Origin of the sequence: Pseudozobellia thermophila, from assembly GCF_900141855.1 — a bacterium.
GTDB lineage: Bacteria > Bacteroidota > Bacteroidia > Flavobacteriales > Flavobacteriaceae > Pseudozobellia > Pseudozobellia thermophila.
This window is the reverse complement of sequence record NZ_FQYU01000002.1, coordinates 209,628-232,920: the sequence shown is the minus strand read 5'-3', so window position 1 is coordinate 232,920 and position 23,293 is coordinate 209,628. Positions and strand designations below refer to the sequence as shown.

The 23,293-nt window shown below is 46.0% G+C and carries 25 protein-coding genes; 15 read left to right on the top strand and 10 right to left on the bottom strand.

Translation table 11 applies throughout. The features are described from left to right. Positions 1-6 precede the first annotated feature (6 nt). Positions 7-384: a DNA topoisomerase IV gene (locus BUB37_RS06375; protein WP_072990532.1), complete on the bottom strand. Its 378-nt coding sequence runs from the start codon at positions 382-384 to the stop codon at positions 7-9. A gap of 77 nt (positions 385-461) precedes the next feature. Beyond that, positions 462-872 (bottom strand): helix-turn-helix transcriptional regulator, encoded by a 411-nt coding sequence (locus BUB37_RS06370; protein WP_072990529.1) that lies wholly within the window; start codon positions 870-872, stop codon positions 462-464. A gap of 290 nt (positions 873-1,162) precedes the next feature. Here BUB37_RS06370 and BUB37_RS06365 point away from each other — a divergent pair, with 290 nt between their 5' ends. The 3 genes from BUB37_RS06365 to BUB37_RS06355 all read left to right on the top strand — a co-directional run bounded on the left by BUB37_RS06365 (position 1,163) and on the right by BUB37_RS06355 (position 3,459). Then, entirely contained in the window at positions 1,163-2,272 is a 1,110-nt protein-coding gene (locus BUB37_RS06365; protein WP_072990526.1) for a M14 family metallopeptidase, read from the top strand. Positions 2,273-2,384: 112 nt separating this feature from the next. Continuing rightward, on the top strand, positions 2,385-2,864 hold the full coding sequence (locus BUB37_RS06360) for an Lrp/AsnC family transcriptional regulator (RefSeq protein WP_072990523.1): 480 nt from the start codon (positions 2,385-2,387) through the stop codon (positions 2,862-2,864). A 73-nt stretch (positions 2,865-2,937) separates the two neighbouring features. Further along, entirely contained in the window at positions 2,938-3,459 is a 522-nt protein-coding gene (locus tag BUB37_RS06355) for a DinB family protein (RefSeq protein WP_072990520.1), read from the top strand. An 89-nt stretch (positions 3,460-3,548) separates the two neighbouring features. On the opposite strand, the gene BUB37_RS06350 is transcribed toward BUB37_RS06355, so the two are convergent. Further along, complete coding sequence (locus BUB37_RS06350) at positions 3,549-3,878, bottom strand: hypothetical protein (RefSeq protein ID WP_072990517.1); 330 nt, start codon at positions 3,876-3,878, stop codon at positions 3,549-3,551. Between the two features lie 129 nt (positions 3,879-4,007). After that, positions 4,008-5,072 carry a 3-dehydroquinate synthase gene (gene aroB / locus BUB37_RS06345; protein ID WP_072992583.1) on the bottom strand — a complete coding sequence of 355 codons (1,065 nt, stop codon included), beginning with the start codon at positions 5,070-5,072 and terminating at the stop codon, positions 4,008-4,010. Between the two features lie 127 nt (positions 5,073-5,199). On the opposite strand from aroB, the gene BUB37_RS06340 reads away from it, so the two are divergent. Continuing rightward, positions 5,200-6,366 carry a proline dehydrogenase family protein gene (locus BUB37_RS06340; protein WP_072992580.1) on the top strand — a complete coding sequence of 389 codons (1,167 nt, stop codon included), beginning with the start codon at positions 5,200-5,202 and terminating at the stop codon, positions 6,364-6,366. 2 nt (positions 6,367-6,368) lie between these two features. Here BUB37_RS06340 and BUB37_RS06335 read toward each other — a convergent pair whose 3' ends face one another. The 6 genes from BUB37_RS06335 to porX form a co-directional block, all read right to left on the bottom strand. Beyond that, positions 6,369-6,749, bottom strand: a complete 381-nt coding sequence (locus BUB37_RS06335) for a DUF4258 domain-containing protein (RefSeq protein ID WP_072990514.1) — start codon at positions 6,747-6,749, stop codon at positions 6,369-6,371. A gap of 96 nt (positions 6,750-6,845) precedes the next feature. Next, entirely contained in the window at positions 6,846-8,045 is a 1,200-nt protein-coding gene (locus BUB37_RS06330) for an alanine dehydrogenase (protein ID WP_072990511.1), read from the bottom strand. A 106-nt stretch (positions 8,046-8,151) separates the two neighbouring features. Next, a complete protein-coding gene (locus tag BUB37_RS06325; protein WP_072990508.1) occupies positions 8,152-8,802 on the bottom strand; it encodes a hypothetical protein in 651 nt (216 codons plus the stop codon). A gap of 93 nt (positions 8,803-8,895) precedes the next feature. Beyond that, positions 8,896-9,054: a hypothetical protein gene (locus tag BUB37_RS21595; protein WP_170863125.1), complete on the bottom strand. Its 159-nt coding sequence runs from the start codon at positions 9,052-9,054 to the stop codon at positions 8,896-8,898. A gap of 207 nt (positions 9,055-9,261) precedes the next feature. Further along, positions 9,262-9,669 (bottom strand): tRNA (adenosine(37)-N6)-threonylcarbamoyltransferase complex ATPase subunit type 1 TsaE, encoded by a 408-nt coding sequence (gene tsaE, locus BUB37_RS06320; protein ID WP_072990505.1) that lies wholly within the window; start codon positions 9,667-9,669, stop codon positions 9,262-9,264. A 13-nt stretch (positions 9,670-9,682) separates the two neighbouring features. Beyond that, entirely contained in the window at positions 9,683-11,224 is a 1,542-nt protein-coding gene (gene porX, locus BUB37_RS06315; RefSeq protein WP_072990502.1) for a T9SS response regulator signal transducer PorX, read from the bottom strand. A gap of 165 nt (positions 11,225-11,389) precedes the next feature. Between porX and BUB37_RS06310 the strand changes: the two genes are divergently transcribed. The 11 genes from BUB37_RS06310 to hisG all read left to right on the top strand — a co-directional run bounded on the left by BUB37_RS06310 (position 11,390) and on the right by hisG (position 23,287). Continuing rightward, positions 11,390-12,619 carry an HD domain-containing protein gene (locus tag BUB37_RS06310; protein ID WP_072992577.1) on the top strand — a complete coding sequence of 410 codons (1,230 nt, stop codon included), beginning with the start codon at positions 11,390-11,392 and terminating at the stop codon, positions 12,617-12,619. Between the two features lie 23 nt (positions 12,620-12,642). Next, a complete protein-coding gene (gene lpxD, locus BUB37_RS06305) occupies positions 12,643-13,692 on the top strand; it encodes a UDP-3-O-(3-hydroxymyristoyl)glucosamine N-acyltransferase (protein WP_072990499.1) in 1,050 nt (349 codons plus the stop codon). After that, entirely contained in the window at positions 13,673-15,058 is a 1,386-nt protein-coding gene (locus BUB37_RS06300; protein WP_072990496.1) for a bifunctional UDP-3-O-[3-hydroxymyristoyl] N-acetylglucosamine deacetylase/3-hydroxyacyl-ACP dehydratase, read from the top strand. Before lpxD ends, BUB37_RS06300 begins: the two co-directional genes overlap by 20 nt. Before the next feature lies 1 nt (position 15,059). Further along, complete coding sequence (gene lpxA / locus BUB37_RS06295; RefSeq protein WP_072990493.1) at positions 15,060-15,845, top strand: acyl-ACP--UDP-N-acetylglucosamine O-acyltransferase; 786 nt, start codon at positions 15,060-15,062, stop codon at positions 15,843-15,845. Positions 15,846-15,894: 49 nt separating this feature from the next. Then, positions 15,895-16,461, top strand: a complete 567-nt coding sequence (gene efp, locus BUB37_RS06290; RefSeq protein ID WP_072990490.1) for an elongation factor P — start codon at positions 15,895-15,897, stop codon at positions 16,459-16,461. A 48-nt stretch (positions 16,462-16,509) separates the two neighbouring features. After that, positions 16,510-17,442 (top strand): UDP-3-O-(3-hydroxymyristoyl)glucosamine N-acyltransferase, encoded by a 933-nt coding sequence (locus BUB37_RS06285; protein WP_072990487.1) that lies wholly within the window; start codon positions 16,510-16,512, stop codon positions 17,440-17,442. A gap of 104 nt (positions 17,443-17,546) precedes the next feature. Further along, positions 17,547-18,419, top strand: a complete 873-nt coding sequence (sucD, locus tag BUB37_RS06280) for a succinate--CoA ligase subunit alpha (RefSeq protein WP_072990484.1) — start codon at positions 17,547-17,549, stop codon at positions 18,417-18,419. A gap of 116 nt (positions 18,420-18,535) precedes the next feature. Continuing rightward, positions 18,536-19,282 (top strand): 3-oxoacyl-[acyl-carrier-protein] reductase, encoded by a 747-nt coding sequence (gene fabG, locus BUB37_RS06275; protein ID WP_072990481.1) that lies wholly within the window; start codon positions 18,536-18,538, stop codon positions 19,280-19,282. 113 nt (positions 19,283-19,395) lie between these two features. Further along, positions 19,396-21,399: a vWA domain-containing protein gene (locus BUB37_RS06270; protein ID WP_244526748.1), complete on the top strand. Its 2,004-nt coding sequence runs from the start codon at positions 19,396-19,398 to the stop codon at positions 21,397-21,399. 13 nt (positions 21,400-21,412) lie between these two features. Next, a complete protein-coding gene (locus BUB37_RS06265) occupies positions 21,413-22,228 on the top strand; it encodes a prohibitin family protein (protein WP_072990474.1) in 816 nt (271 codons plus the stop codon). A 201-nt stretch (positions 22,229-22,429) separates the two neighbouring features. After that, on the top strand, positions 22,430-23,287 hold the full coding sequence (hisG, locus tag BUB37_RS06260; protein ID WP_072990470.1) for an ATP phosphoribosyltransferase: 858 nt from the start codon (positions 22,430-22,432) through the stop codon (positions 23,285-23,287). Positions 23,288-23,293: the final 6 nt, after the last annotated feature.

Genomic DNA, 23,293 nt, shown 5'->3' with positions numbered 1-23,293 from the left:
CTGGATTTAGTCGGTTTTTATAGCTTCGCCACGCGATTTTGCGCTCTGGCCCACTATGCTGTACTCAAATGTATAGGAATTATCCGTCGTGGACAATATTTTCATGTGAATGGACTTTTCCTCTGCCTTGCTTTTCGGGTTCAGTTTTTTTACGATATACTCGCAATCGTTGATCCAGCGTACCGAAGAAGTGTCGGCCTTCCCCTCGAAATAATCGATTTCCATATCGTCTTCCCTAACGAAAATGGTGGTTTTTTCCTCTCCGTCGATTGTTGTGGTGAACGAAAATCTTCCGTTTTTAAACTGTTTGCAATTTCTTTCTGGCTGATAGCACGATGTCATTGACAACAATAGGCATGTGCCGAAAACTGTTCTTCGTATCATTTGCACAAAATTAAAGAAATATGGCTTGGGATTGAAACGGGAAGGGAGCGATTTTATCGAACTTGGGCGATTTCCTTTTAGGTCGGGTCGGAGTAGGCCCTAAATGTGCCATCGGAATAAAAGATTACAATTTTGTCTATGGTCTTTTCCGGGGCTTCGGGAAGGGACGGGGAAGCCGAAACCGATTTTTGGGGAAGACCTTCTGTCGCTTCTTCGTTCGGGCCTTTGGCCTTTGGAGCCGGGGCTTCGTTCTTTTGGCCTCCGCCGGGAAACGCACCCTTGCCGTTGAGCAGCCAATAGAGGTTGACCTCGGGAAAGGCCTTGACGACCTTTAGTACAAATTCCAGGCTGGGTTTGTTCCTGCCCGATAGCAAGTGGGAAATACTGGAACGCTGCACCTTGACTTTATCGGCAAAACCTGAGGCCGATAAACCGTAGTACTTCAACAAATACTCGAGTCGCTGAATAAATTCGGCTGTGTTTACCATTGTAATCTATTTGGGTTAAATATAATACTTTCAAAGCGAATTTGGCAATCGATATAGCCTGAAAAAGGCTATAAAAAGTAACCTATCACTACATATAAAAATGGTTAAATAACTGAAAAACAACAATATGTAATTCGATATTTATGTTTGTAAATTGTTAGGCCCCAAAAGGGTTACAAATGTATATAAACCAAAGGGAGGCACGAAAAGGGTTGTATATTGTTGTAAACAACAACATGTTACAATTGTAAAATATTAAGCTGTTACTTTTGTGGACTAAAAATAATCTGATGGACTTTTTATTAGACGACCATATATCGATCAAGGAAAACGCCTTGCAAGGTAGGTATGTGACCCATGGCCAAATTCAAGAAGTATTGCGGAAATTGCCGGCCCTGTTTTCGGTCAGGAAAATCGGGGAATCGGTCCAAGGCCGATCGATCGAGAGCATTACGTTTGGTAGCGGCGATACTAAAATACTGATGTGGTCGCAGATGCACGGTAACGAGTCGACCACCACAAAGGCGGTGTTCGATCTCATGGGACTTGTAAGGGAGCGCCCCGATAAGGTAGCGGATATTCTTGAAAAATGTACGATTACGATAATACCCATGCTGAACCCCGACGGGGCCGAAGTATATACCCGGGTAAATGCCAACGGGGTCGATTTGAACCGCGACGCCCAAGAAAGAAGTCAGCCCGAGAGTGTCGTTCTGAGGCAGGAGTTCGAAAACTTGGCCCCCGATTTCTGTTTTAACCTTCATGATCAGCGGACCATCTTTAATGTGGGCGAGACGGCCCGACCGGCCACGGTATCCTTTCTGGCCCCGGCACATGACGAGGAGCGAAGTATTTCGGGTTCAAGGGCCTTGGGCATGAAGCTTATCGTGGCAATGAATGAGGCCTTGCAGCAGATCATACCGGGCAGGGTAGGTCGGTACGACGACAGTTTCAATGCGAATTGCGTGGGCGATACCTTTCAAATGTTGGGAACCCCGACCGTTCTGTTCGAGTCGGGCCATTCGCCCAACGACTATCAACGGGAAGATACCAGAAAGTATATTTTCATCTCCCTTCTGAAGGCCTTAACGGTAATAACGGAAGGTGCCCTTGAGGGCTATGCCCTTGACAAATATTCCGAAATTCCCGAGAATCGAAAGCAATTTGTAGATATCATGGTCAGAAATGCGGGGATTATAAATGAAAAATTGAAAGAAAAAGGTACTTTTGCCTTTTTGTATCAAGAAGTATTGGAGGGTGGAGCCATCCGGTTTGTGCCCAAAATGGTCGAAATCGAACCGGGTCGTAGTTATTTTGCACACCAGTATTTTGATTGTTCGATACCGAGTGATTTACAAAAGCTTAAAACGCAATCGTACTATCCAATGCTTAAATTTTGATTTTTAGGAGTTTATCTCTAAAAATCACTTTTGTTACATTTTTGTTATAAAAAGATAAGTTTTAGTGCATATTATTTTGTAATTTTTTATTTTTGCTGAAATTCTAACCATTATGGGAAAAGTTAAATTAGACGAAATTGATCACCAGATTCTGGATATGTTAATCGATAATACCAGAACGCCATTTACTGACATAGCCAAAAAATTGTTGATATCGGCAGGTACTGTACATGTAAGGGTTAAAAAAATGGAAGAGGCCGGTATTATAAAAGGTTCTTCACTGACATTGGACTATGTCAAATTGGGGTATGCCTTCATTGCATATGTGGGAATCTTTTTGGAGAAAACGCACCAAACAAAATTCGTGCTCGAACGATTGGACGAAATACCGAACGTTACCGTTGCGCATATCACGACAGGCAAATTCAATATTTTCTGTAAAATCAGGGCTAAAGATACCAATCATGCCAAAAACATCATTTTTAAGATCGATGATATAGATGGTATCAGTAGAACGGAAACCATGATTTCCTTGGAGGAAAGCATCAATGATAAAAAGCGTTTGATGCATACCATATTCAATGAATTGTAGATAATTCAAATCTTGTTCAAATATTAAATCCCGGGTGTCACTGCCCGGGATTTTTTTTATAGCTTCGTATATCATGAAAGTATCCGACCTGGAATTTACGCGCCCGTATCCCTTTTATAAGACCTACATCGACCTATTGGACGATGTTGACCTTGTGGAGTTATTGGAACGCCAGCTGAAAAATTTCCCGCAATTTATAAGGAGTATTCCCGAAGGTAAGATGGGTTACGCGTATGCCACGGGTAAATGGACGGTGGCGGAGGTTTTAGTGCATATCATCGACTCCGAAAGGGTCTTTCAGTACCGGGCGCTTCGATTTGCCAGAGGGGATAAAACGGTTTTGCCTGGCTTTGATCAAGATGAATATGTGCCCTTGTCCAAGGCCGGGAATCGTTCGAAGGAAAGTATTTTGGAAGAATATCGGGCGGTTCGCCAATCGACGATCGCACTGTTCGGAAACCTCGAGGAAGAGGTATTGGGCTACAGCGGTGTCGCCAGTAATTTAAACTGGAGCGTAGGGGCATTGGGCCTTGTGATCTGTGGGCACCAAAGGCATCACAGAAATATACTGCGTGAGCGCTATCTCCGAGCCTAGGGGCGTGCCGAGGGCGGCCGACGTTAAAATGGGGGAATCGGGTTCGGGCCTTAAGAACCAACAGAATCCAAAACGCCCAAATAACGCCCCTATTCCATATCGTCTTCGAGTTCCATGTCCCGCTCCAATTCGACGTCGAATTTTTGTGATTGGCTTTCTTCCAAGACGGATTCAGGTTCGACATCCAGTTCCTTGTCCATATGGTCTTCGAAATTGGAAATAAAGTCGGCAAGGCTTTTGCTTATCTTGACAAGGTAAATCGTATCGTCCGTTCGCAGTTCCACCGCTTCAACGGTTTCTCCTTTGGTGTTCTTAAAAACGATGATGTCGTCGTCTCCGTACCCGTCCGGGTAGGTCTCAATTAAAAGTGTCGCCAACGAATGGTCGAGCTTTTTGTAGTCAACTAATTTTCGTAACATAACTAAGTGGGGTTTAATCGATAATAATCAATACAGTTTTGGGATGGTAAAAAATCCTTTACCTAAACTATATAATTTTATTCAACTAAAAGCCAAAGAGTTGTCAACCGTAAATTTAAGTATATAAAGTTAGTTTTCGGCGTAGTAAGCAAAAGCTTTTTTGTACAGCTCATCGGGAACCTGTATATCGATTACGGGATCGCCGATGCTTTTTAGCAGGACAAAGTTGATGTTGCCGTGTGAGTTTTTTTTGTCGAACTTCAACAGGGCAAGAATGGCCTTGATGTCGTCTTCGGTAAAATCGACCTTAGGGTATCGACCTAAAAATGTGTTTTTGATGTCGGCCAATTGTGCTTCGGGCAGGCCGACCAGGTCTTTTGAAAGATAGCCTTCCAGAACCATTCCAACGGCGATGGCCTCACCGTGCAACAAGGCTTTTTTTTCGACGTTTTCCAAAAAATACGATTCTATGGCATGGCCCAGCGTGTGGCCATAGTTCAGGATTTTCCTCAGATCTTGTTCCGTGGGATCTTCGAGCACCACCTTGTTCTTGATCTGTACCGATTCGTATATAAGGTCGTCCATCAGCTTAAAGTGCGAAACTTCCTTGAGCTCCTCCCAGTAACCGGCATTTTGTATGAGCCCGTGTTTTAGCATTTCGGCAAAACCGCTTTGCAGCTGCCGTTCTTCGAGGGTTTTTAGAAAGTCGGTGACGATCAAGACCATTTCGGGTTGGTTGATCACCCCGATCTGGTTCTTTAAAGGTCCGAGGTCTACCCCGGTTTTGCCTCCCACCGAAGCGTCTACCATAGAAAGTAGGGTGGTGGGTACATTGATAAAGTCGATTCCCCTTTTAAAGGTCGATGCCACAAATCCCCCCAAATCGGTAATCACCCCGCCTCCAAGGTTGATCATCAGGCTTTTTCGGTCTCCGTCCAATTCCGAAAGCACGTTCCATACCTGGGTACAGGTATCGATGTTCTTGTTTTCTTCCCCCGATTCGAGTTCGATGATCTCAAAATCATAGGTCCCCTGAATTCGCCCCATAAAGGGGGCGAGGCAGTGTTCGTGGGTGTTTTCGTCAACAACGATGAAAATTTTGGAGTACGATTTTTCAGAAAGATGCCCGTTTAGGGCGTCGTAGGCTCTTTGATTAAAATGTACGGCGTACGAAGAAGAGGAAATAGATTGCATTCGGTTTATATTAAATAGGGCACAGGGCCAAATCGTATAAAAAGTCAAATGCAAAATAAAGGATATTTTTTGTCGTGGGAATACAATTTGTGTCTTTATATTTGACCCCGTTTTTAACATGGAAGAAATGGAGCGAATTTTTGAAGATACCGAAACGGCCTTCGCCTTGAAAACGGACTCTGAATTGGAACGTGCCTACTTTTTGTTCAAGATGATCGCCAACGAACCCTTGGTGCGTATCGGCAAGGTTATGACCAACTTTGCGATAAAGACCCATTTGCCGGTAGAAAAACTGATCAGGGCCACGGTGTTCGACCATTTTTGTGGCGGGGTGAACGAGTTCGATTGCCTGCCTACCGTAGACAAGATGTACGGAAAGAAAGTGTGCTCGGTTTTGGACTATTCCGTGGAGGGAAAGGATACCGAGGACCCCTTGGACGATGCCTTGGAAATGATTCTGAAGGTACTCGATTTTGTCAAGGAGAAAGAGGCTATACCTTTTGCCGTTTTCAAGCCTACGGGCTACGGTCGTTTTTCATTGTTCCATAAAGTGAACGAGGGCAAATCGCTTACCAAAAAAGAACAGGCCGAATGGAAAAGGGTTGTCGACCGTTTCGACAAAACCTGCAAACGCGCCCACGAGTTGGGGGTTTCGTTGTTGATAGACGCAGAGGAAAGCTGGATCCAAGATGCGGCCGATGCCTTGGTAGAGGATATGATGCGCAAATACAACAAAGAAAAGGCCATTGTGTACAATACCCTGCAAATGTACCGCTGGGACCGTATGGATTACCTGAAAAAACTGCACGAAAAAGCGGGTAAGGAGAATTTTAAAATCGGGCTGAAGGTCGTTCGCGGAGCCTATATGGAAAAGGAAAACGAGAGGGCCGAAGAAAAAGGCTATCCGACGCCAATATGTGCCTCAAAGCAGGAGACCGATGCCAATTTCGACAAGGCCATTGCCTATATCATCGAACACCTGGACACCATTGAGGTTTTCGCGGGAACCCACAACGAAAACAGCAGCTATCGTTTAATGGAACTGATGCGGCAAAAAGGGATTGGGAATGGGGATAACCGGGTTTGGTTCGGCCAGCTTTACGGTATGAGCGACCATATTTCGTTTAACCTGGCCGCGCGGGGCTATAATGTGGCCAAGTACTTGCCCTTTGGCCCCGTAAGGGACGTTATGCCCTACCTCATACGTCGGGCCGAGGAAAATACTTCGGTGGCGGGACAGACGACGCGGGAATTGGACTTGTTGAAAAAGGAGCGGAAACGCAGAAAGATATAGGGCTAGTTCGGTATCTCGTCGAGAACTACCTTGTTCGAACAGTTTTTGAATTTTAGGGTTTGTCGATCTCCTTTCAAATCACCCTCTATCCAGTAGATCTTACAGGGTTTGGCCTTGGTGTCGCTCCTTCCAAAATCGACGTCGCCATTCTTTAGGAACAGGGTGATGTCCAATGTATCGATGTCCTTTGCTTTAAGCTGTTGGTTTACTTGATCGGAGAAGGTGATGGGCTTTGAACGAAGGTCCTTTAGCACCCTACAGTTGGGAAAATAACAAAACTCGGTACCTGTTTCCTCTGATTTTTTTTTCAGGAAGAGGGTGAGAAAGACAATACCGATCGATAATCCGATCAAATAAAAACCCAAACGTTTTAAAAAGGCCATATAAATGAATTGCTTTGAGCATTAAGGCTGCAAAAATACAAATACGCCTTTAATAATCGGCTTGAAACCTAAAATGCTTATTGGGATATTTCGATACTAGAAAATCAGGAAATTAATGTCGCTGTACTGTAAGTCGAACCATTCGCCAACCGATTTGTTGGTTAGGATACCGTGATACATGTAAAGTCCGTTCCTCAAGCCCTTATTGAAGCGCAAGGAGTTTTCCATACCGCCATTTTCCCCAAGTTCCAATAAGTAGGGGGTAAAAATATTGCTTATGGAAAGTGTCGCGGTTTTCGGATAGCGCGAGGGAATGTTCGGTACCCCGTAGTGGATGACCCCGAATTTTTCAATGGTAGGTTTGGCGTGGTTGGTTACCTCGCTGGTTTCGAAACAACCGCCCATATCGATGCTTACATCAATGATCACGGCCCCTTTTTTCATGTTCTCGACCATGTCGCTCGATACCACTACCGGGGTCCGGTCCTTTCCCCGTGTGGCCCCGATGGCCACATCGCACCTTTTTAGCGACTTCATCAGGTTCTTGGGTTGAATGGTGGAGGTGTAGACCGTTTGTTTCAGGTTGGCCTGTATATTGCGTAATTTGGTGATCGAGTTATCGAATATTTTAACGTTGGCCCCAAGGCCTATGGCCGACCGCGCCGCGAATTCGCCCACGGTCCCCGCACCGATAATGACCACCTCGACGGGTGGCACCCCGCTTATGTTCCCGAACATTAGACCGTTGCCGTCGTTGGTGGCCGCCATAATCTCAGAGGCGATAAGCACCGATGAAATACCGGCAATCTCACTGAGGGAGCGAACGGCCGGATATTTTCCGTCGTCGTCGCGAATGTACTCGAAGGCGATGGCGGTAACCCGTTTTTTGGCCAGTTTCTCGAAATAGGTCTTGGATTGGGTCTTTAGCTGCAAGGCCGAAATGATCGTGGTCTGCGGATTGAGCATTTCAATTTCCGACAGGGTGGGGGGCTCTACCTTTAACAGCAAAGGACATGAGAACACTTTCTTGGTATCCCTCGTAATTTCGGCACCTGCATTGACAAAATCCAGGTCGGTATAATCGGCGCCTTCACCGGCGCCCGATTCTATCAGTACTTTGTGGCCGTTGGAGGTTATGGCGTTAACGGCATCGGGTGTAAGGCAAATGCGCTGTTCTTGATACTGGTTTTCCTTAGGGATACCGATATAGAGTTCTCTTTTTTGACGTAAGACCTCAAGGGTTTCTTCCTGGGGGAGTAGTTGCTGTTTGCTGAACGGAGAGGCTGGTTGGTTCATAGTAGATGCTGCAATCGCAATAATTTCGATTAACAGTAAAAATACGACAATTTACGAAATTGGAAAGCCAAAATGAAAGGCAGTTGTTTATAAAATGATGGATCGGTCAAAACTTAAAATTTATCCAATTGCTAAGCTGACCTTGAAACTGCTTGATTTTTGATGGGCTATGGGGGCTTGGGACTACTTCCTCCATCAGGTCGGCATCGTTTGGCGCAGGGGATGCACCTTCGATCTGTTTGTTTATCTTGGCCATTTGCCTGGCCTTTTCCCTGGCCTGTTTTTCCTTTAGTTCCTGCAGCTCTTGTTCCATGGCCTCCAAGTCGATGCCGTGTACATATTTGTCTACCAGTTTGATACGGATTAGATATACAACCGGAACAACTAACATACAAACCCCTAGCAAGTATAGTATTTCATTTTCATCTATTTTGGTAATATCCTCACTTAGGACACTATATAGTTGAAAGCTATACATTGCGATTGGAATAAGAATGGCATGGTACCACCAACGCTTACATGTGATAAACCAAATGGTTAAAAGGGTTAATGGAACAATTTTTGTTAAATAATAATAAAAGGCGGTACCAACATCCCTGTAGCCGTTATTTGTGAAGGTAATATGGAGGAACTCCCAATTTTCTTCGGTTTTAGGTATATACTTATAGAAATAGAATAGAATGGGGGAAATAACAATCAGAAACGCAATAACCCCTTCTATAATCAACCTCGTCCTTATTTTTCCTTTGTCTGACATACTATTCTACCTAACTGCCAAAACTAAATTTTATTGTACAAAAAAAGCGCAAACTAATGCGCTTTTAATGATAATCGGATAAAGAGGTCTGTTTTATCCTCGCCCTTTTCGTGCATCATCTTCTGTTTGAGCTGTTTTCTTGTCTATTGAATGTGTCTCGTAAACACTGTCGTCATCAGCGGTAGAACTGGTTTCACAAGATACGGCTAACAGGGTTACACATGCCAAAAGGCCAAATACGATTTTTCTCATTTTCGAGGGTTTTTTGGTTAAATAATTAGGTTTTTACGATTCAAATGTAGGAAAAAAACCACTAAGTTTTTGTTATAAATCGAAGAAATTTGACATTTTAACGTAAAAAAATGGTATTTGGTCGATTTTAACACGGATAAGACAATAAAAGTTTCGAGAAAACGATGTGTTGGGCCGCTTTCACGGTCAAAAGAAAATACCCCGCCCTCAAAGGGTCACTTTCCTTCTGTGCGGGTCAATGATGTCTATGGTGATCTTTTGGGTATCGGGCGGTACCAGCGAAGGTATTTTTTCGGGCCATTCCATAAAAATATAGCAGTCTTTGTCCAGATAGTCTTCCAGGCCCATGTCCAATGCTTCCATTTCGTCGTTTAAGCGATAAAAATCGAAATGATAGGCCAAAAGGCCTCCATGCTCGTTATGGTATTCGTTAACGATACCGAACGTGGGGCTGCTTCCGGTGTCAATGGCGCCCAGTTCCCTTAGCATGGCTTTGATCAAAGTGGTCTTGCCGGCACCCATCGGGGCGTGAAAGGCCAGGGTTTTTGAATTTGATTTGCCCAGTAGTTGCTTGGCAACTTGGTCGAGCTCCTGTTCTTTGTAAGTTATGTCCATGTTCAAATCCTAATTATTTTGGCGAAAGTACTACAAACGGAATGATCATTTCCTCCAATGACACCCCGCCGTGCTGGTATGTGTTCCTGTAGTAACTAACATAGTGGTTGTAGTTGTTCGGATAGGCAAAGAACAGGTCGTTCTTGGCGAAAATAAAGGAACTGCTCACATTGATGCGGGGCAAGTGAATTTTTTCGGGGTTTTTGGCCGCAAGTACATCCTTGTCTTCGTAAGTCAGGCTTCGACCGGTCTTATACCTGAGGTTAAGGCTGGTTTCCTTATCTCCTATAACCTTGCTGGGCTGTTTTACGTTAATGGTGCCATGGTCGGTGGTGATGATCAGCTTCATGCCCAACTGCTGGGCCTGTTGAATGATTTCGACAAGGGGGGAATTCTTGAACCAGCTCTGGGTCAGGCTGCGATAGGCCTTGTCGTTGCTGGCCAGTTCCTTGATTACTTCCATCTCGGTCTTGGCATGCGAAAGCATATCGACAAAATTATAAACGATTACCGTTAGGTCGTTGTCCTTTTGCGTGCGGAAATTTTGCGATAGCTGCTTGCCCTGCCTTAAGCTGCTTATTTTATGGTATTCCCATTTGAGATCAAGGCCCAAACGTGCGATCTGGGCCCCCAGAAAATCGGCTTCGTGTAAATTTTTGCCCCCTTCTTCATTGTCGTTTTTCCACCAGTCGGGGTGTTTCCTTTGCATCTCAAGGGGCATGAGTCCCGAAAAGATGGCGTTTCGGGCATACTGCGTGGCCGTTGGGAGAATACTCAGATATGAATTTTCCTTGTTCTTTTTGTAGTAAGTGCCCACGGTATCTTCAAAGGCATACCACTGGTCGTAGCGCAAATTGTCAATAACGACCAAGAGGGTGGGGGCGTCTTCGATTTCCGGTTGGATCCACTCCTTGAACAAGGTGTGCGACATTACCGGGCCGTCGCCACCGAACCAATCGAGATAGTTTCTGTCGACAAACTTTCCAAAATGGTTGTTGGCTTCCGTTTTTTGCGATTCAAGTATTTCGAACATCCCGTTGTCCTCGATATCCTCGAGCCTCATTTCCCAATATATCAGTCTTTTGTACAGGTCGATCCATTCGTCTACCGAATTGACCATCGAAAGGTCCATGGCGATCTTTCGGAACTCTTGCTGGTAGTTGGCCGTGGTCTTTTCGGAAACCAGGCGGGAATGGTCCAGGTTCTTTTTAAGGGAAAGAAGGATTTGGTTGGGGTTGACCGGTTTGATCAGGTAGTCGGCGATTTTGGCGCCAATGGCCTCTTCCATTATAAACTCTTCCTCGCTTTTGGTAATCATTACGACGGGGAGGGAAGAATCGATGACCTTGATTTCGTTCAAGGTCTCCAATCCTGAAATGCCCGGCATGTTCTCGTCCAAAAAAACGATGTCTACATTGGTTTTTTGTAATTCCTCCAGGGCCTCCTGCCCACTTCTACAGGTAATAACTTTGTAATTTTTGTTCTCTAGGAATATGATATGCGGTTTGAGAAGGTCTATTTCGTCATCTACCCAAAGTATGGAGATATTGTTCATTATAGTGTCTTGCTTTTTTAGTGTTTATATCGTTCTGCTTTGGCCCCGATCCCCTTTGGCGTCGGATACCTATAGGGCCCACCATTAAAAATGACGGGTTCCAAAAGTAGATTGCATCAGCTTTTGGTTAACTTTGACAAATAGAATATGGCAAACGATTTTATTTTGACAACGACCACAAAGCTGAAGATCTTCAATGATCCAATTTACGGATTTATTACAATTCCCAATCCCCTTATCTTTGATCTTATAGCGCACCCTTACTTTCAAAGGTTGCGAAGAATTTCCCAAATGGGACTGTCGTACCTGGTATATCCGGGGGCACATCATACCCGGTTTCACCATGCGCTCGGAAGTATGCATTTGATGCAAAAGGCCGTGCAGGTATTGCGTTTAAAAGGGGTGGAGATTACCGACGACGAGGAAAAGGGGCTCTACTGCGCCATTCTACTGCACGATATCGGCCACGGACCTTTCTCCCATGCCATGGAGCACAGCATAGTCGAAGATACCGACCACGAGTATATCTCGCTTCAATTTATGGAAACCCTGAACCGAACTTTTAACGGAAGTTTAACTACCGCCATCTCCATTTTTAAGGGACGGCATAAAAAAAACTTCTTGGTCCAATTGGTCTCCAGTCAATTGGACATGGATCGTTTGGATTACTTGAAGCGCGATAGTTTTTACACGGGCGTCGCCGAGGGCAATATCAATTCCGAACGGCTTATATCGATGTTGAACGTGGTCGGCGGAAACTTGGTCGTAGAGGAAAAGGCCATTTACAGCGTCGAGAAATTCTTGATCGCGCGAAGGTTTATGTATTGGCAGGTGTACCTGCATAAAACGGGCATAGTCGCCGAACAACTGTTGATACGCATACTGAAAAGGGCCAAGGAAACCTTAAAGGGCGACCAATTACGGCTTTGTAGCGAACCGCTTCGTTTTTTTATGGAAAACAAGATAGCCCGAAAAGACTTTGACAAAAATGTGCTGGATACCTTTGCCCAACTCGACGACATCGATATACTATCGGCCATCAAGGTTTGGCAAAAAAGTGAAGACTTTGTACTATCGACACTTTCTACCATGTTGTTGAACCGAAGGTTGCTCAAGGTAAAGTTGAAAAACAAGCCCATAGCCAAGGCCAAGATCGACAAGCATTTTAAAAGAATACGGGAAAAATATGCGCTCAGCGAACAAGAGGCCGCGTACTTTGTCTTTACCGGCGAGATCGAAAACAAGGCTTACGACCTGGGCAAACAACATATCAATATATTGAGGAAGAACGGCAAATTGGTCGATGTGGCCAAGGCCTCCGATCAGCTTAACCTAAGGGCCCTTTCAAATACGGTGACCAAATATTATATCTGTTTTCCCAAAGATTCCGTTTGACAATTTTTCTTACTTTTGTGCTCATGATATTCACGGCAGGTCAAATTGCGGGAATTTTAGAGGGCGAACTCGATGGAAATCCAGAGATAGCCGTTTATAAACTCGCTAAGATAGAAGAAGGGGAAACGGGATCGTTGACCTTCTTGGCAAATCCAAAATACACATCGTACATCTATACTACAAAGGCTTCGGTAACCATTGTAAATAGGGACTTTGTGCCAGAACAAAAATTAGAGACCACCCTTATAAAGGTAGATGATGCCTACGAGGCCTTTTCGAAAGTGCTGAAGGTATACAACGAGGTAAAGAAGAATAAAGTCGGCATTGAGGAACCGGTTTTTTTACCTGATACCACGACGTACGGTGAAAACTTTTACTTGGGGGCCTTTTCGTATTTGGGAAGCAATGTTACCATCGGCGACAACGTAAAGATATATCCGAACGTTTACATTGGCGATAATGTGAAGATCGACGATAACGTCGTTATTTTTGCAGGTGCCAAGGTGTACTCCGAAACGGTTATCGGTAAAAACTGTGTCATACACAGCGGGGTGGTAATCGGGGCCGACGGCTTCGGTTTTAGTCCGAATAAGGACGGCGAGTTCCAAAAAGTCCCGCAGACCGGAAACGTCGTCTTGGAAGATAATGTGGACGTGGGTGCGGGTACGACCATCGACCGGGCTACTTTGGGCTCCACCATACTGCGAAAAGGGGTAAAGCTCGACAATCAAATTCAAATCGCCCATAACGTTGAGATCGGTGAGCATACCGTGATCGCCGCCCAAACGGGCATAGCGGGTTCTACCAAGATCGGTAAGCATTGCATGATAGGGGGGCAGGTAGGTATCGTGGGCCATATTACGATCGGCGACAACGTAAAGATCCAGGCGCAATCGGGTATTGGCAGAAACGTTCAGAACGATGAGGTTTTACAGGGGTCCCCGGCATTGAACTACGGCGATTACAACAAGTCGTACGTTTACTTTAAGAAATTACCGAAAATTTCAAATAGAATTGACGAACTGGAAAAAAAATACAGCGAGCAATACAAGAATGAAACAGAGAACAATTAAAAAGGAGGTGATCCTCAAAGGTGTCGGATTACATACGGGCGCCGAGGTGACCATGAAGTTTGTCCCGGCACCCGTAAACCACGGTTATGCGTTTAAGCGGGTAGACTTGGAAGGAGAACCTATCGTCGAGGCAGATTCGAATTATGTAGTTAACACCCAAAGGGGTACAAATCTCGAAAAACGGGGCGTTAAGATCCATACTTCCGAACATGTTCTGGCGGCCTTGGTGGGTATGGAAATCGACAATGTCTTGATCGAATTGGATGCTCCCGAACCACCGATAATGGATGGTTCCGCAAAATATTTTGTCGAGGCCCTTGAAATTGTCGGAGCCGAGGAGCAGGACGCCGAGCGCGAAGAATATGTCATTAAGCACGTAATCTCCTATAAGGACGAGGCAACGGGCAGTGAAATAACCGTTATCCCTTCCGATACCTATCAGGTAACCACCATGGTCGATTTTGGGACCAAGGTCTTGGGAACCCAAAATGCCACCCTGGAAAAGCTATCGGATTTTAAGGATGAAATTGCCGATGCACGGACCTTTAGCTTTTTGCACGAACTGGAAATGCTATTGGAAAACGGACTGATCAAGGGGGGCGACCTGAACAATGCCATCGTTTATGTGGACAAGGAGATCTCGGAGGAGACCATGCAAAAACTGGAAAAGGCCTTCAACAAAAAGAAATTGTCGGTCAAACCCAATGGAATTCTGGACAACCTGACCCTGCACCAGCCCAACGAGGCCGCTAGGCACAAGCTGTTGGACGTGATCGGGGACCTGGCCCTTACCGGAACCCGTATCCGGGGCAAGGTAATCGCCAATAAACCCGGACATTACGTCAATACGCAGTTCGCCAAAAAATTGGCCAAGATCATCAAGCTCGAAAGGCGCAACCGCGTACCGAAATACGACTTGGACCAACCGCCATTGATGGATATCAACCAGATTATGGCCATGTTGCCCCACCGTCCCCCATTCTTGTTGGTCGACCGTATTTTAGAGCTTTCCGATACCCATGTGGTGGGCATGAAGAACGTGACCATGAACGAACCCTTTTTCGAGGGGCATTTTCCGGGAGCGCCCGTAATGCCCGGGGTACTTCAGGTAGAGGCTATGGCCCAAACAGGGGGTATCTTGGTGCTGAGCACCGTGCCCGACCCCGAAAATTACCTGACCTTCTTTATGAAAATGGACAATGTCAAGTTCAAGCAAAAGGTACTTCCGGGAGATACCCTAATATTCAATTGCAGCTTGATATCGCCCATACGAAGAGGGATATGTCACATGCAGGCCTATGCCTATGCCAATAATAAATTGGTCTGCGAGGCAGAATTGATGGCCCAAATCGTTAAAAGCAAATAACATGAACCAACCCCTTGCCTATATACATCCAGGCGCAAAAATTGCCAAAAACGTAGTGGTCGAACCCTTTACGACCATACACAACAACGTTACCATTGGCGAAGGTACGTGGATCGGATCCAACGTTACCATCATGGAAGGCGCCCGGATCGGTAAAAACTGTAATATTTTTCCCGGAGCGGTAATTTCGGCACCGCCGCAAGACCTGAAGTACGAGGGAGAGGAGACGACCGTGACCATCGGTAACGGAACCACGATCCGCGAATGCGCCACGATCCACAAAGGTACCTCCGACCGCAATAAAACCGTAATCGGAAAAAACTGCTTGATCATGGCCTACTGCCACGTGGCCCACGATTGCATTGTCGGCGACAACTGTATTTTTAGCAATAACTCCACTTTGGCGGGCCATGTTACGATAGGCGACAACGTGATTTTGGCCGGTCTGGTCGCCGTGCATCAATTTGTATCGGTAGGGCAGCACGCCTTTGTAACGGGAGGGTCCCTGGTACGCAAGGACGTACCTCCGTTCGTAAAGGCGGCCCGCGAGCCCCTGTCATACGTGGGTATCAATTCCGTGGGCTTGAGAAGAAGGGGCTTCGCCTCCGAAAAAATTCGCGAAATACAGAACATTTACCGCATCCTGTATCAAAAGCATTACAACAACACCCAGGCCACACAGATCATCGAGGCCGAAATGGAAGCTACTCCCGAAAGGGATGAAATTTTACAGTTCATCAGAGATTCCCAACGGGGTATCATGAAGGGCTATTTCAGCAATAGCTAGTATATTTATTCCCCGATTTAATTGTTAACTTTATTCGAATAATACATATATGGCATCAACATCCGACATTAGAAAAGGGTTGTGCATTCGCTACAACAACGACATCTACAAGATCATTGAGTTTTTACACGTCAAGCCCGGTAAAGGTCCGGCCTTTGTACGTACCAAGCTAAAGAGTTTATCCAACGGCAAGGTTTTGGACAACACCTTTTCTGCGGGCCACAAAATCGATGATGTCCGCGTCGAGACCCGATCCTACCAATTTCTTTATGCCGAAGGGGAAACCTATCACTTTATGAACACGGATGATTACAACCAAATTACGCTACAAGAAAGTGCACTGGACACCCCGGGCCTTTTAAAGGAGGGCGAGGTGGTAACCATTCTTTTCAATACGGAGGATAGTATGCCCCTATCGGTAGATATGCCCGCCAGCGTCGTCTTGGAGGTCACCTATACCGAACCTGGGGTAAAGGGCAATACCGCTACCAATGCCACCAAACCGGCCAAGGTGGAAACGGGCGCCGAGGTAAACGTGCCTCTTTTTATAAACGAGGGCGATAAAATAAAAATCGATACTTCCAGCAGTTCGTATATGGAACGGGTCAAGGAATAGACTTTCGTTGGGAAAGGCATACTTTAATAAGCACTTTAACTATTTTTCTTGAAATTTCCTGTACCCCATACCCTAAAGCAAATTGCGACATTGATCGATTGTCGATTTGTGGGGGCCGATGATTTTCCCGTACTCGGCATGAACGAAATTCATGTGGTCGAGGCGGGCGATATCGTTTTTGTCGACCACCCCAAGTACTACGACAAGGCCTTGGCGAGCAAGGCGACCATTGTCTTGATCAATAAGGAGGTGGCCTGCCCGGATGGCAAGGCCTTGCTGATATCAGAAGACCCCTTTACCGATTTTAATAAGCTGACCAACTATTTCAAGCCCTTCGAAAAAGCGGGGAAGCGCATCGCCACTTCGGCCAAAATCGGTAAAAATACGGTGGTTCAACCCAATGTATTTATTGGCAACAATGTAAAGATCGGCGATAATTGCTTGATCCATTCAAACGTATCCATTTACGACAACTGTATTATCGGCGATAATGTGATCATCCATTCGGGCTCTGTATTGGGCTCCGATGCCTTTTATTACAAAAAGCGGGATACGGGTTTCGATAAGTTGGTCTCCGGAGGAAGGGTCGTTCTCGAGGACGATGTCGAGATCGGTTCGCTGTGTACCATTGATAAAGGGGTTTCGGGCGATACGACCATAAAAAAGGGAACAAAACTGGACAACCAGGTGCACGTGGGCCATGATACGGTAATCGGTGAAAAATGCCTGATAGCCTCGCAGACGGGCATAGCGGGCTGTGTGGTAATCGAGGACGAGGTGACCATATGGGGACAAGTGGGCACGAACAGCGGTATAACCATTGGCAAGAAGGCCGTCATTATGGGGCAGACCGGGGTGACCAAGTCCGTAGCAGGCGGAAAAAGCTACTTCGGTACGCCCATAGAGGAATCGAGGGAAAAGTTGAAGCAATTGGCCTACGTTAAAAAAATTCCGGGCATATTGAAAAAATTAGAAGAATAATTACGGGGCAAATTCTTTAGAAATCGATGGCAATCCCATATTTTTGTTGCCCACCGTATAAACAGTGATACAATATAAAATAACGTTAACGAATATCATAAAGCATGAGCGTCTTAGTAAATAAGGATTCCAAGATCATAGTACAGGGTTTTACCGGTAGCGAAGGTACTTTTCACGCAGGACAAATGATCGACTACGGTACGAACGTAGTCGGAGGGGTAACCCCTGGAAAAGGAGGACAAGAACATTTGGGCAAACCTGTTTTCAATACGGTGGCCGAGGCTGTTGAAAAGGTGGGGGCCGATACCTCCATCATTTTTGTTCCGCCCGCGTTTGCCGCTGATGCCATTATGGAGGCCGCCGAAGCCGGAATAAAGGTGATCATTACCATTACCGAAGGTATTCCTGTTGCCGATATGGTAAAGGCGTCGAACTATATAAAGGATAGGGACTGTCGTTTGGTAGGGCCCAACTGTCCGGGGGTGATTACCCCAGGTGAAGCCAAGGTAGGCATCATGCCGGGCTTTGTTTTCAAAAAGGGCAATGTCGGTATTGTCTCCAAATCGGGAACACTTACCTACGAGGCGGCCGATCAAGTGGTTCGCCAAGGTTTGGGCATCACCACGGCCATAGGAATCGGTGGCGACCCGATCATCGGAACCACTACCAAGGAAGCCGTTGAGCTTTTGATCAACGACCCGGAGACCGAGTGTGTGGTTATGATCGGTGAGATCGGGGGCCAGTTGGAAGCGGATGCGGCCAAGTGGTATAAAGAAAGCGGTAGCAAAAAACCCATTGTTGGGTTCATTGCCGGAGAAACCGCACCTGCCGGTAGAACAATGGGACACGCCGGGGCCATTGTGGGCGGAAGCGACGATACCGCACAGGCCAAGAAAAAGATCATGAGGGAACACGGCATTCACGTGGTCGACTCCCCTGCCGAAATCGGCTTAAAGGTAAAAGAGGTTATGGGCTAATGCCCGAAAACATATATTGATCCCGTTTTCGACTTTTCGGAAACGGGATTTTTTTATCGTTGTTGTGTAAAACAAAACTTATATTTGAAAGTAAGACTTAAGAAAAACTTTAAAGCATGAAATTGTTAGACGGAAAAATTGCAATCATTACGGGGGCCAGCAGGGGAATAGGTACCGGTATAGCCCAAGTCTTTGCCGAACAAGGGGCCAATGTGGCCTTTACCTACAGTTCAAGTGAAGCGCCTGCATTGGCCCTTGAAAAAGAGTTGAATGCTTTGGGGGTAAAGGCTAAGGCCTATAAGAGTAATGCTGCGAGTTTTGAGGAATCTGAAAAATTGGTCGCCCAGGTATTGGAAGATTTTGGCGGTATCGATATTTTGGTCAATAATGCCGGAATAACAAAGGACAATCTGTTGATGCGGATGTCAGAAGACGATTTTGACAAAGTTATCGAGATCAACTTGAAATCGGTCTTTAATATGACCAAGGCCGTACAGCGCACCATGTTAAAGCAGCGCAAAGGGTCCATCATCAATATGAGCAGTGTCGTCGGTGTAAAGGGCAATGCGGGTCAGACCAATTATGCGGCCTCAAAGGCCGGAATGATCGGGTTTACCAAATCGGTGGCCCTCGAACTGGGGTCGCGCAACATACGTTGCAATGCCATTGCACCAGGTTTTATCGAAACCGAAATGACCGAAAAACTCGACGAGAAAACCGTACAGGGATGGCGTGATGGGATTCCCCTAAAGCGCGGGGGCACTCCAAAGGATATCGCCAATGCCTGTCTGTTCTTCGCTTCCGACCTTTCCGACTATGTTACCGGGCAGGTGCTTAACGTAGACGGGGGCATGCTTACCTAAGGTTCGAAGAGGAGGGGATTGCTTCCCGTGGGAAGATTGACTTGTCCGAATACCAAGATCTATAGGCTTAAACCTGAAACTGATTTCAATTAATGCATATTCAAACAGTTATTTTGATTATCCTAGCCGCCATAATAGCCTTGGTAATCGCACTGTTTCAATATTATTACAAAACAAGGAAAAGAGGGCGCATCGCTATATTGCTCTCTTTTCTTCGTTTTACGACCTTGTTCGGGCTTTTGCTTCTCCTTGTCAACCCTAAGTTTTCGAAGAAGGTCTATTCCACCGAAAAGGCCAATCTCATTTTATTGACCGACAACAGTTCATCGGTCGCACCCTATCAAGACGATATCGAGTCGGTGTTGGACGCCATACGGGATGATGCCAAAATATCGGAACGGTTCGAAATACGCCCCTATAGCTTTGATCGTACCCTAGGCAACGACAGTCTGACCTTTGCCGGGGGGCAAACCGATATTACGACGGCCTTGAAAACGGTACAAGAGGCCTATTCCAGGTCCAATGCCGCGATTGTCATGATTACCGATGGCAATCAGACCTTGGGACAAGATTATGGTTTTTACGGGAAAAACCAAGAGATGCCCATCTATCCAGTGGCCATAGGCGATACTACCCGTTATGAAGATCTGGCCATTACCCAGGTAAACGCCAATCGCTATGCTTTTTTAAAGAACAAGTATCCCATCGAGATTTTTGTCTCTTACTTTGGTTCGTCGGATACAAGATCCCGGCTTGTCGTTCTTGAAGACGGCAAACAGGTCTACAGGGAAACCTTGAGCCTCAATGGCAGCGACAACGTAAGGGTGATCAACGCTTTGTTCGACGCTGGGTCCGTGGGCCTTAAAAATATAACGGTTTCCATAGAGGCCTTGCCCGACGAACGTAACACTGCCAATAATTTAAAGGAAATCGCCGTAGAGGTCATTGATGAAAAAACAAATGTTACCCTCGTTTCCAATTGGGTGCATCCTGATATAGCCGCGTTAAAAAAGGCCATAGAAAGCAACGGCCAACGGTCGGTCTCCATTGCCAGGCCCAAGGCCGATGCGAAGGCATGGGAAGATACCGACCTCTTTATTCTCTATCAGCCCGATCATTCGTTCAAGGCGGTCTACGATTATATCGATAACAGTAAGACGGGGGTCTTGACCCTTGCCGGAAGCCGAACGAACTGGACTTTTTTGAACCAAGTCCAAAGCGCATTTGCCAAAAACAGCTCCCAACAGTCCGAAGCGATAGGGGCCCTGCTCAACGAAGGCTTTACCCTCTTCGATACCAAGGATTTTTCGGTGGCCGATTTGCCCCCGGTAACGGGAAGCCTCGGGGAAATACGGCTAAGGGAGCAGGCCGAAGTGTTGTTGGGCCAGCGCATTAAGGGCGTTGACGTTAAACAGCCCTTGTTGGCGGTTTTCAACGGTGACGTGCAAAAAGAGGCGGTCTTCTTCGGGGAAGACATCTGGAAATGGCGGATGCAATCGTATCGGAGGGACCGGAATTTCAAAAATTTTGACGATTTGATCGGCAAATTGGTCCTGCTGCTCACCAGCAACCAGTCGCGCGAGCGCTTGACCTTGGAGTACGAAGCTATTTTTTCGGGCAGCCGGGATGCCAAAATCCAGGCTACCTATTTCGACAATACCTTTGTCTTTGATCCCGAGGCGGATCTTTCGCTAAGGCTCGAAGGCGGCACCATAACTGGGAGCATGGAAATCCCCATGTTGTTGAAAGGAAGATACTACGAGGCCGATTTGAGCAATTTAAAACCGGGCAAGTACACTTTTACGGTTACCGAAAAGGGGGATGGGATTTCAAAATCGGGGCGGTTTACCATTCTTGACTTTGATGTGGAAAAACAGTTCCTGTCCACCGACTACCCAAAAATGGAACGTCTGGCGCAGAATACCGATGGTGTTCTGTTCTATCCTTCAGGGGTTACGGCCTTGGTAGATAGTTTGGTTTCCGACCAGCGGTTTGTACCTGTGCAGGTAAGCGACCAAAATATCGTATCTTTGATAGATTTCCGGATGCTATTGGCAATTATCGTCTTTTCGTTGGCTGCTGAATGGTTCATCCGCAAATATAGCGGACTAACTTAAAATCATATACTACATGGATAAATTGCCAAAAATAGCATTGCCGGTCATATTCGGTTTTGTCTTACTCGTTATTTTAATCTCAAAGTCGGCCGTTACGATCGGTTCGGGAGAGGCAGGGGTGCTTTATAAGACCTTCGGTGGCGGGGTCGTTACCGATGAGCCCCCGTTGGGGGAAGGATTCCATATTGTGGCCCCTTGGAACAAGGTTTTTGTCTATGAGGTTAGGCAGCAAGAGGTACTTGAAAAAATGCAAGTGCTTTCATCGAATGGCTTGGAAATTAAATTGGAATCTTCGGTTTGGTTTCAGCCTAAAATCGAATTTTTGGGAAAACTTCACCAAGAAAAGGGTGCCGAATACATTCAGCGCGTACTCTTGCCGACCATACGTTCGGCCGCTAGAAGCGTAGTGGGCCGCTATACACCTGAACAGTTGTATTCGAGCAAGCGCGATGCCATACAACAGGAGATATTCGAGGAGACGGAAAAAATTGTCGATGGCCAATACATTCAATTGAACGAAGTCTTGGTGCGCGATGTCACCTTGCCGGCTACCATTAAAGAGGCCATTGAGCGCAAGCTCAAACAAGAACAAGAGTCGTTGGAATACGAATTTCGTTTGGTAACGGCCGCCAAGGAGGCGGATAAGGTGCGTATCGAGGCTCAAGGTAAGGCCGATGCGAATAAGATACTAAGTGCATCGCTTACCGATAAAATTCTACAGGACAAGGGAATCGATGCGACCATCGAACTCGCAAAATCGCCCAATACAAAAGTAGTGGTGGTCGGTAGCGGCGAATCGGGACTACCATTGATTTTGGGAAATAATTAAAATAAATTTGTACGGTTAAAATTTAGTTTTAATTTTACGAACGTAATGAAAAACAGAAACACACATCACCATCATTTTTACACTGGCTCTCAAGCGAGGTAGAAATGTATTGTAGTGTTGCAACATATTTACGGCCCGTTTGAGAAATCAAACGGGCTTTGTTTTTAGAACTCATATAATCAATCGAACACCCAAACGAAAATGACAAAGATTAGGATTGCTATTCAAAAATCGGGACGCCTGAACGAAGACTCGCTAATGATTCTAAAAAATTGTGGTATTTCCATTGACAATGGCAAGGATCAGTTAAAGGCCTCGGCCCGTAATTTTCCCTTGGAGGTCTTTTATTTGCGAAACGGCGATATACCCCAATATTTGAGGGATGGCGTGGTTGATATAGCCATTATCGGCGAGAACGTATTGATCGAAAAGGGCGAGGATATTTCCATCGCCGAGAAACTGGGCTTCTCAAAGTGCAAGGTATCCTTGGCCGTGCCCAAATCGGTAAAATATACATCGGTACATGACTTTGAGGGAAAAAAAATCGCGACATCCTACCCCAATACCGTTCAAATGTACTTGGACAAACACGGGGTAAAGGCCGATTTGCACATTATCAACGGTTCCGTTGAAATTGCTCCCAACATTGGTCTGGCCGATGCCATTTGTGATATTGTTTCCAGCGGGAGCACCCTTTTTAAGAACAACCTGAAAGAGGTAGAGGTTATGTTGACCAGTGAGGCGGTTCTGGCGGTTTCGCCCAAAATTTCAGAGGAACGCCGCGAAATATTGAAAAAACTACAGTTCAGGATCCAGTCCGTTTTACAGGCCAGGCAATCGAAGTATGTCCTTTTGAACGCTCCGAACGAAAAATTGGACGCCATATTAAGGTTGTTGCCGGGTATGCGCAGCCCCACCGTTCTTCCCTTGGCCGAAGAAGGTTGGAGTTCTGTCCATACGGTAATCAATAAGGATAAGTTCTGGGAGGTAATCGACGAGTTAAAGGCTGCAGGTGCCGAGGGCATCTTGGTTTGCCCTATCGAGAAAATGGTGCTTTGATTGGGA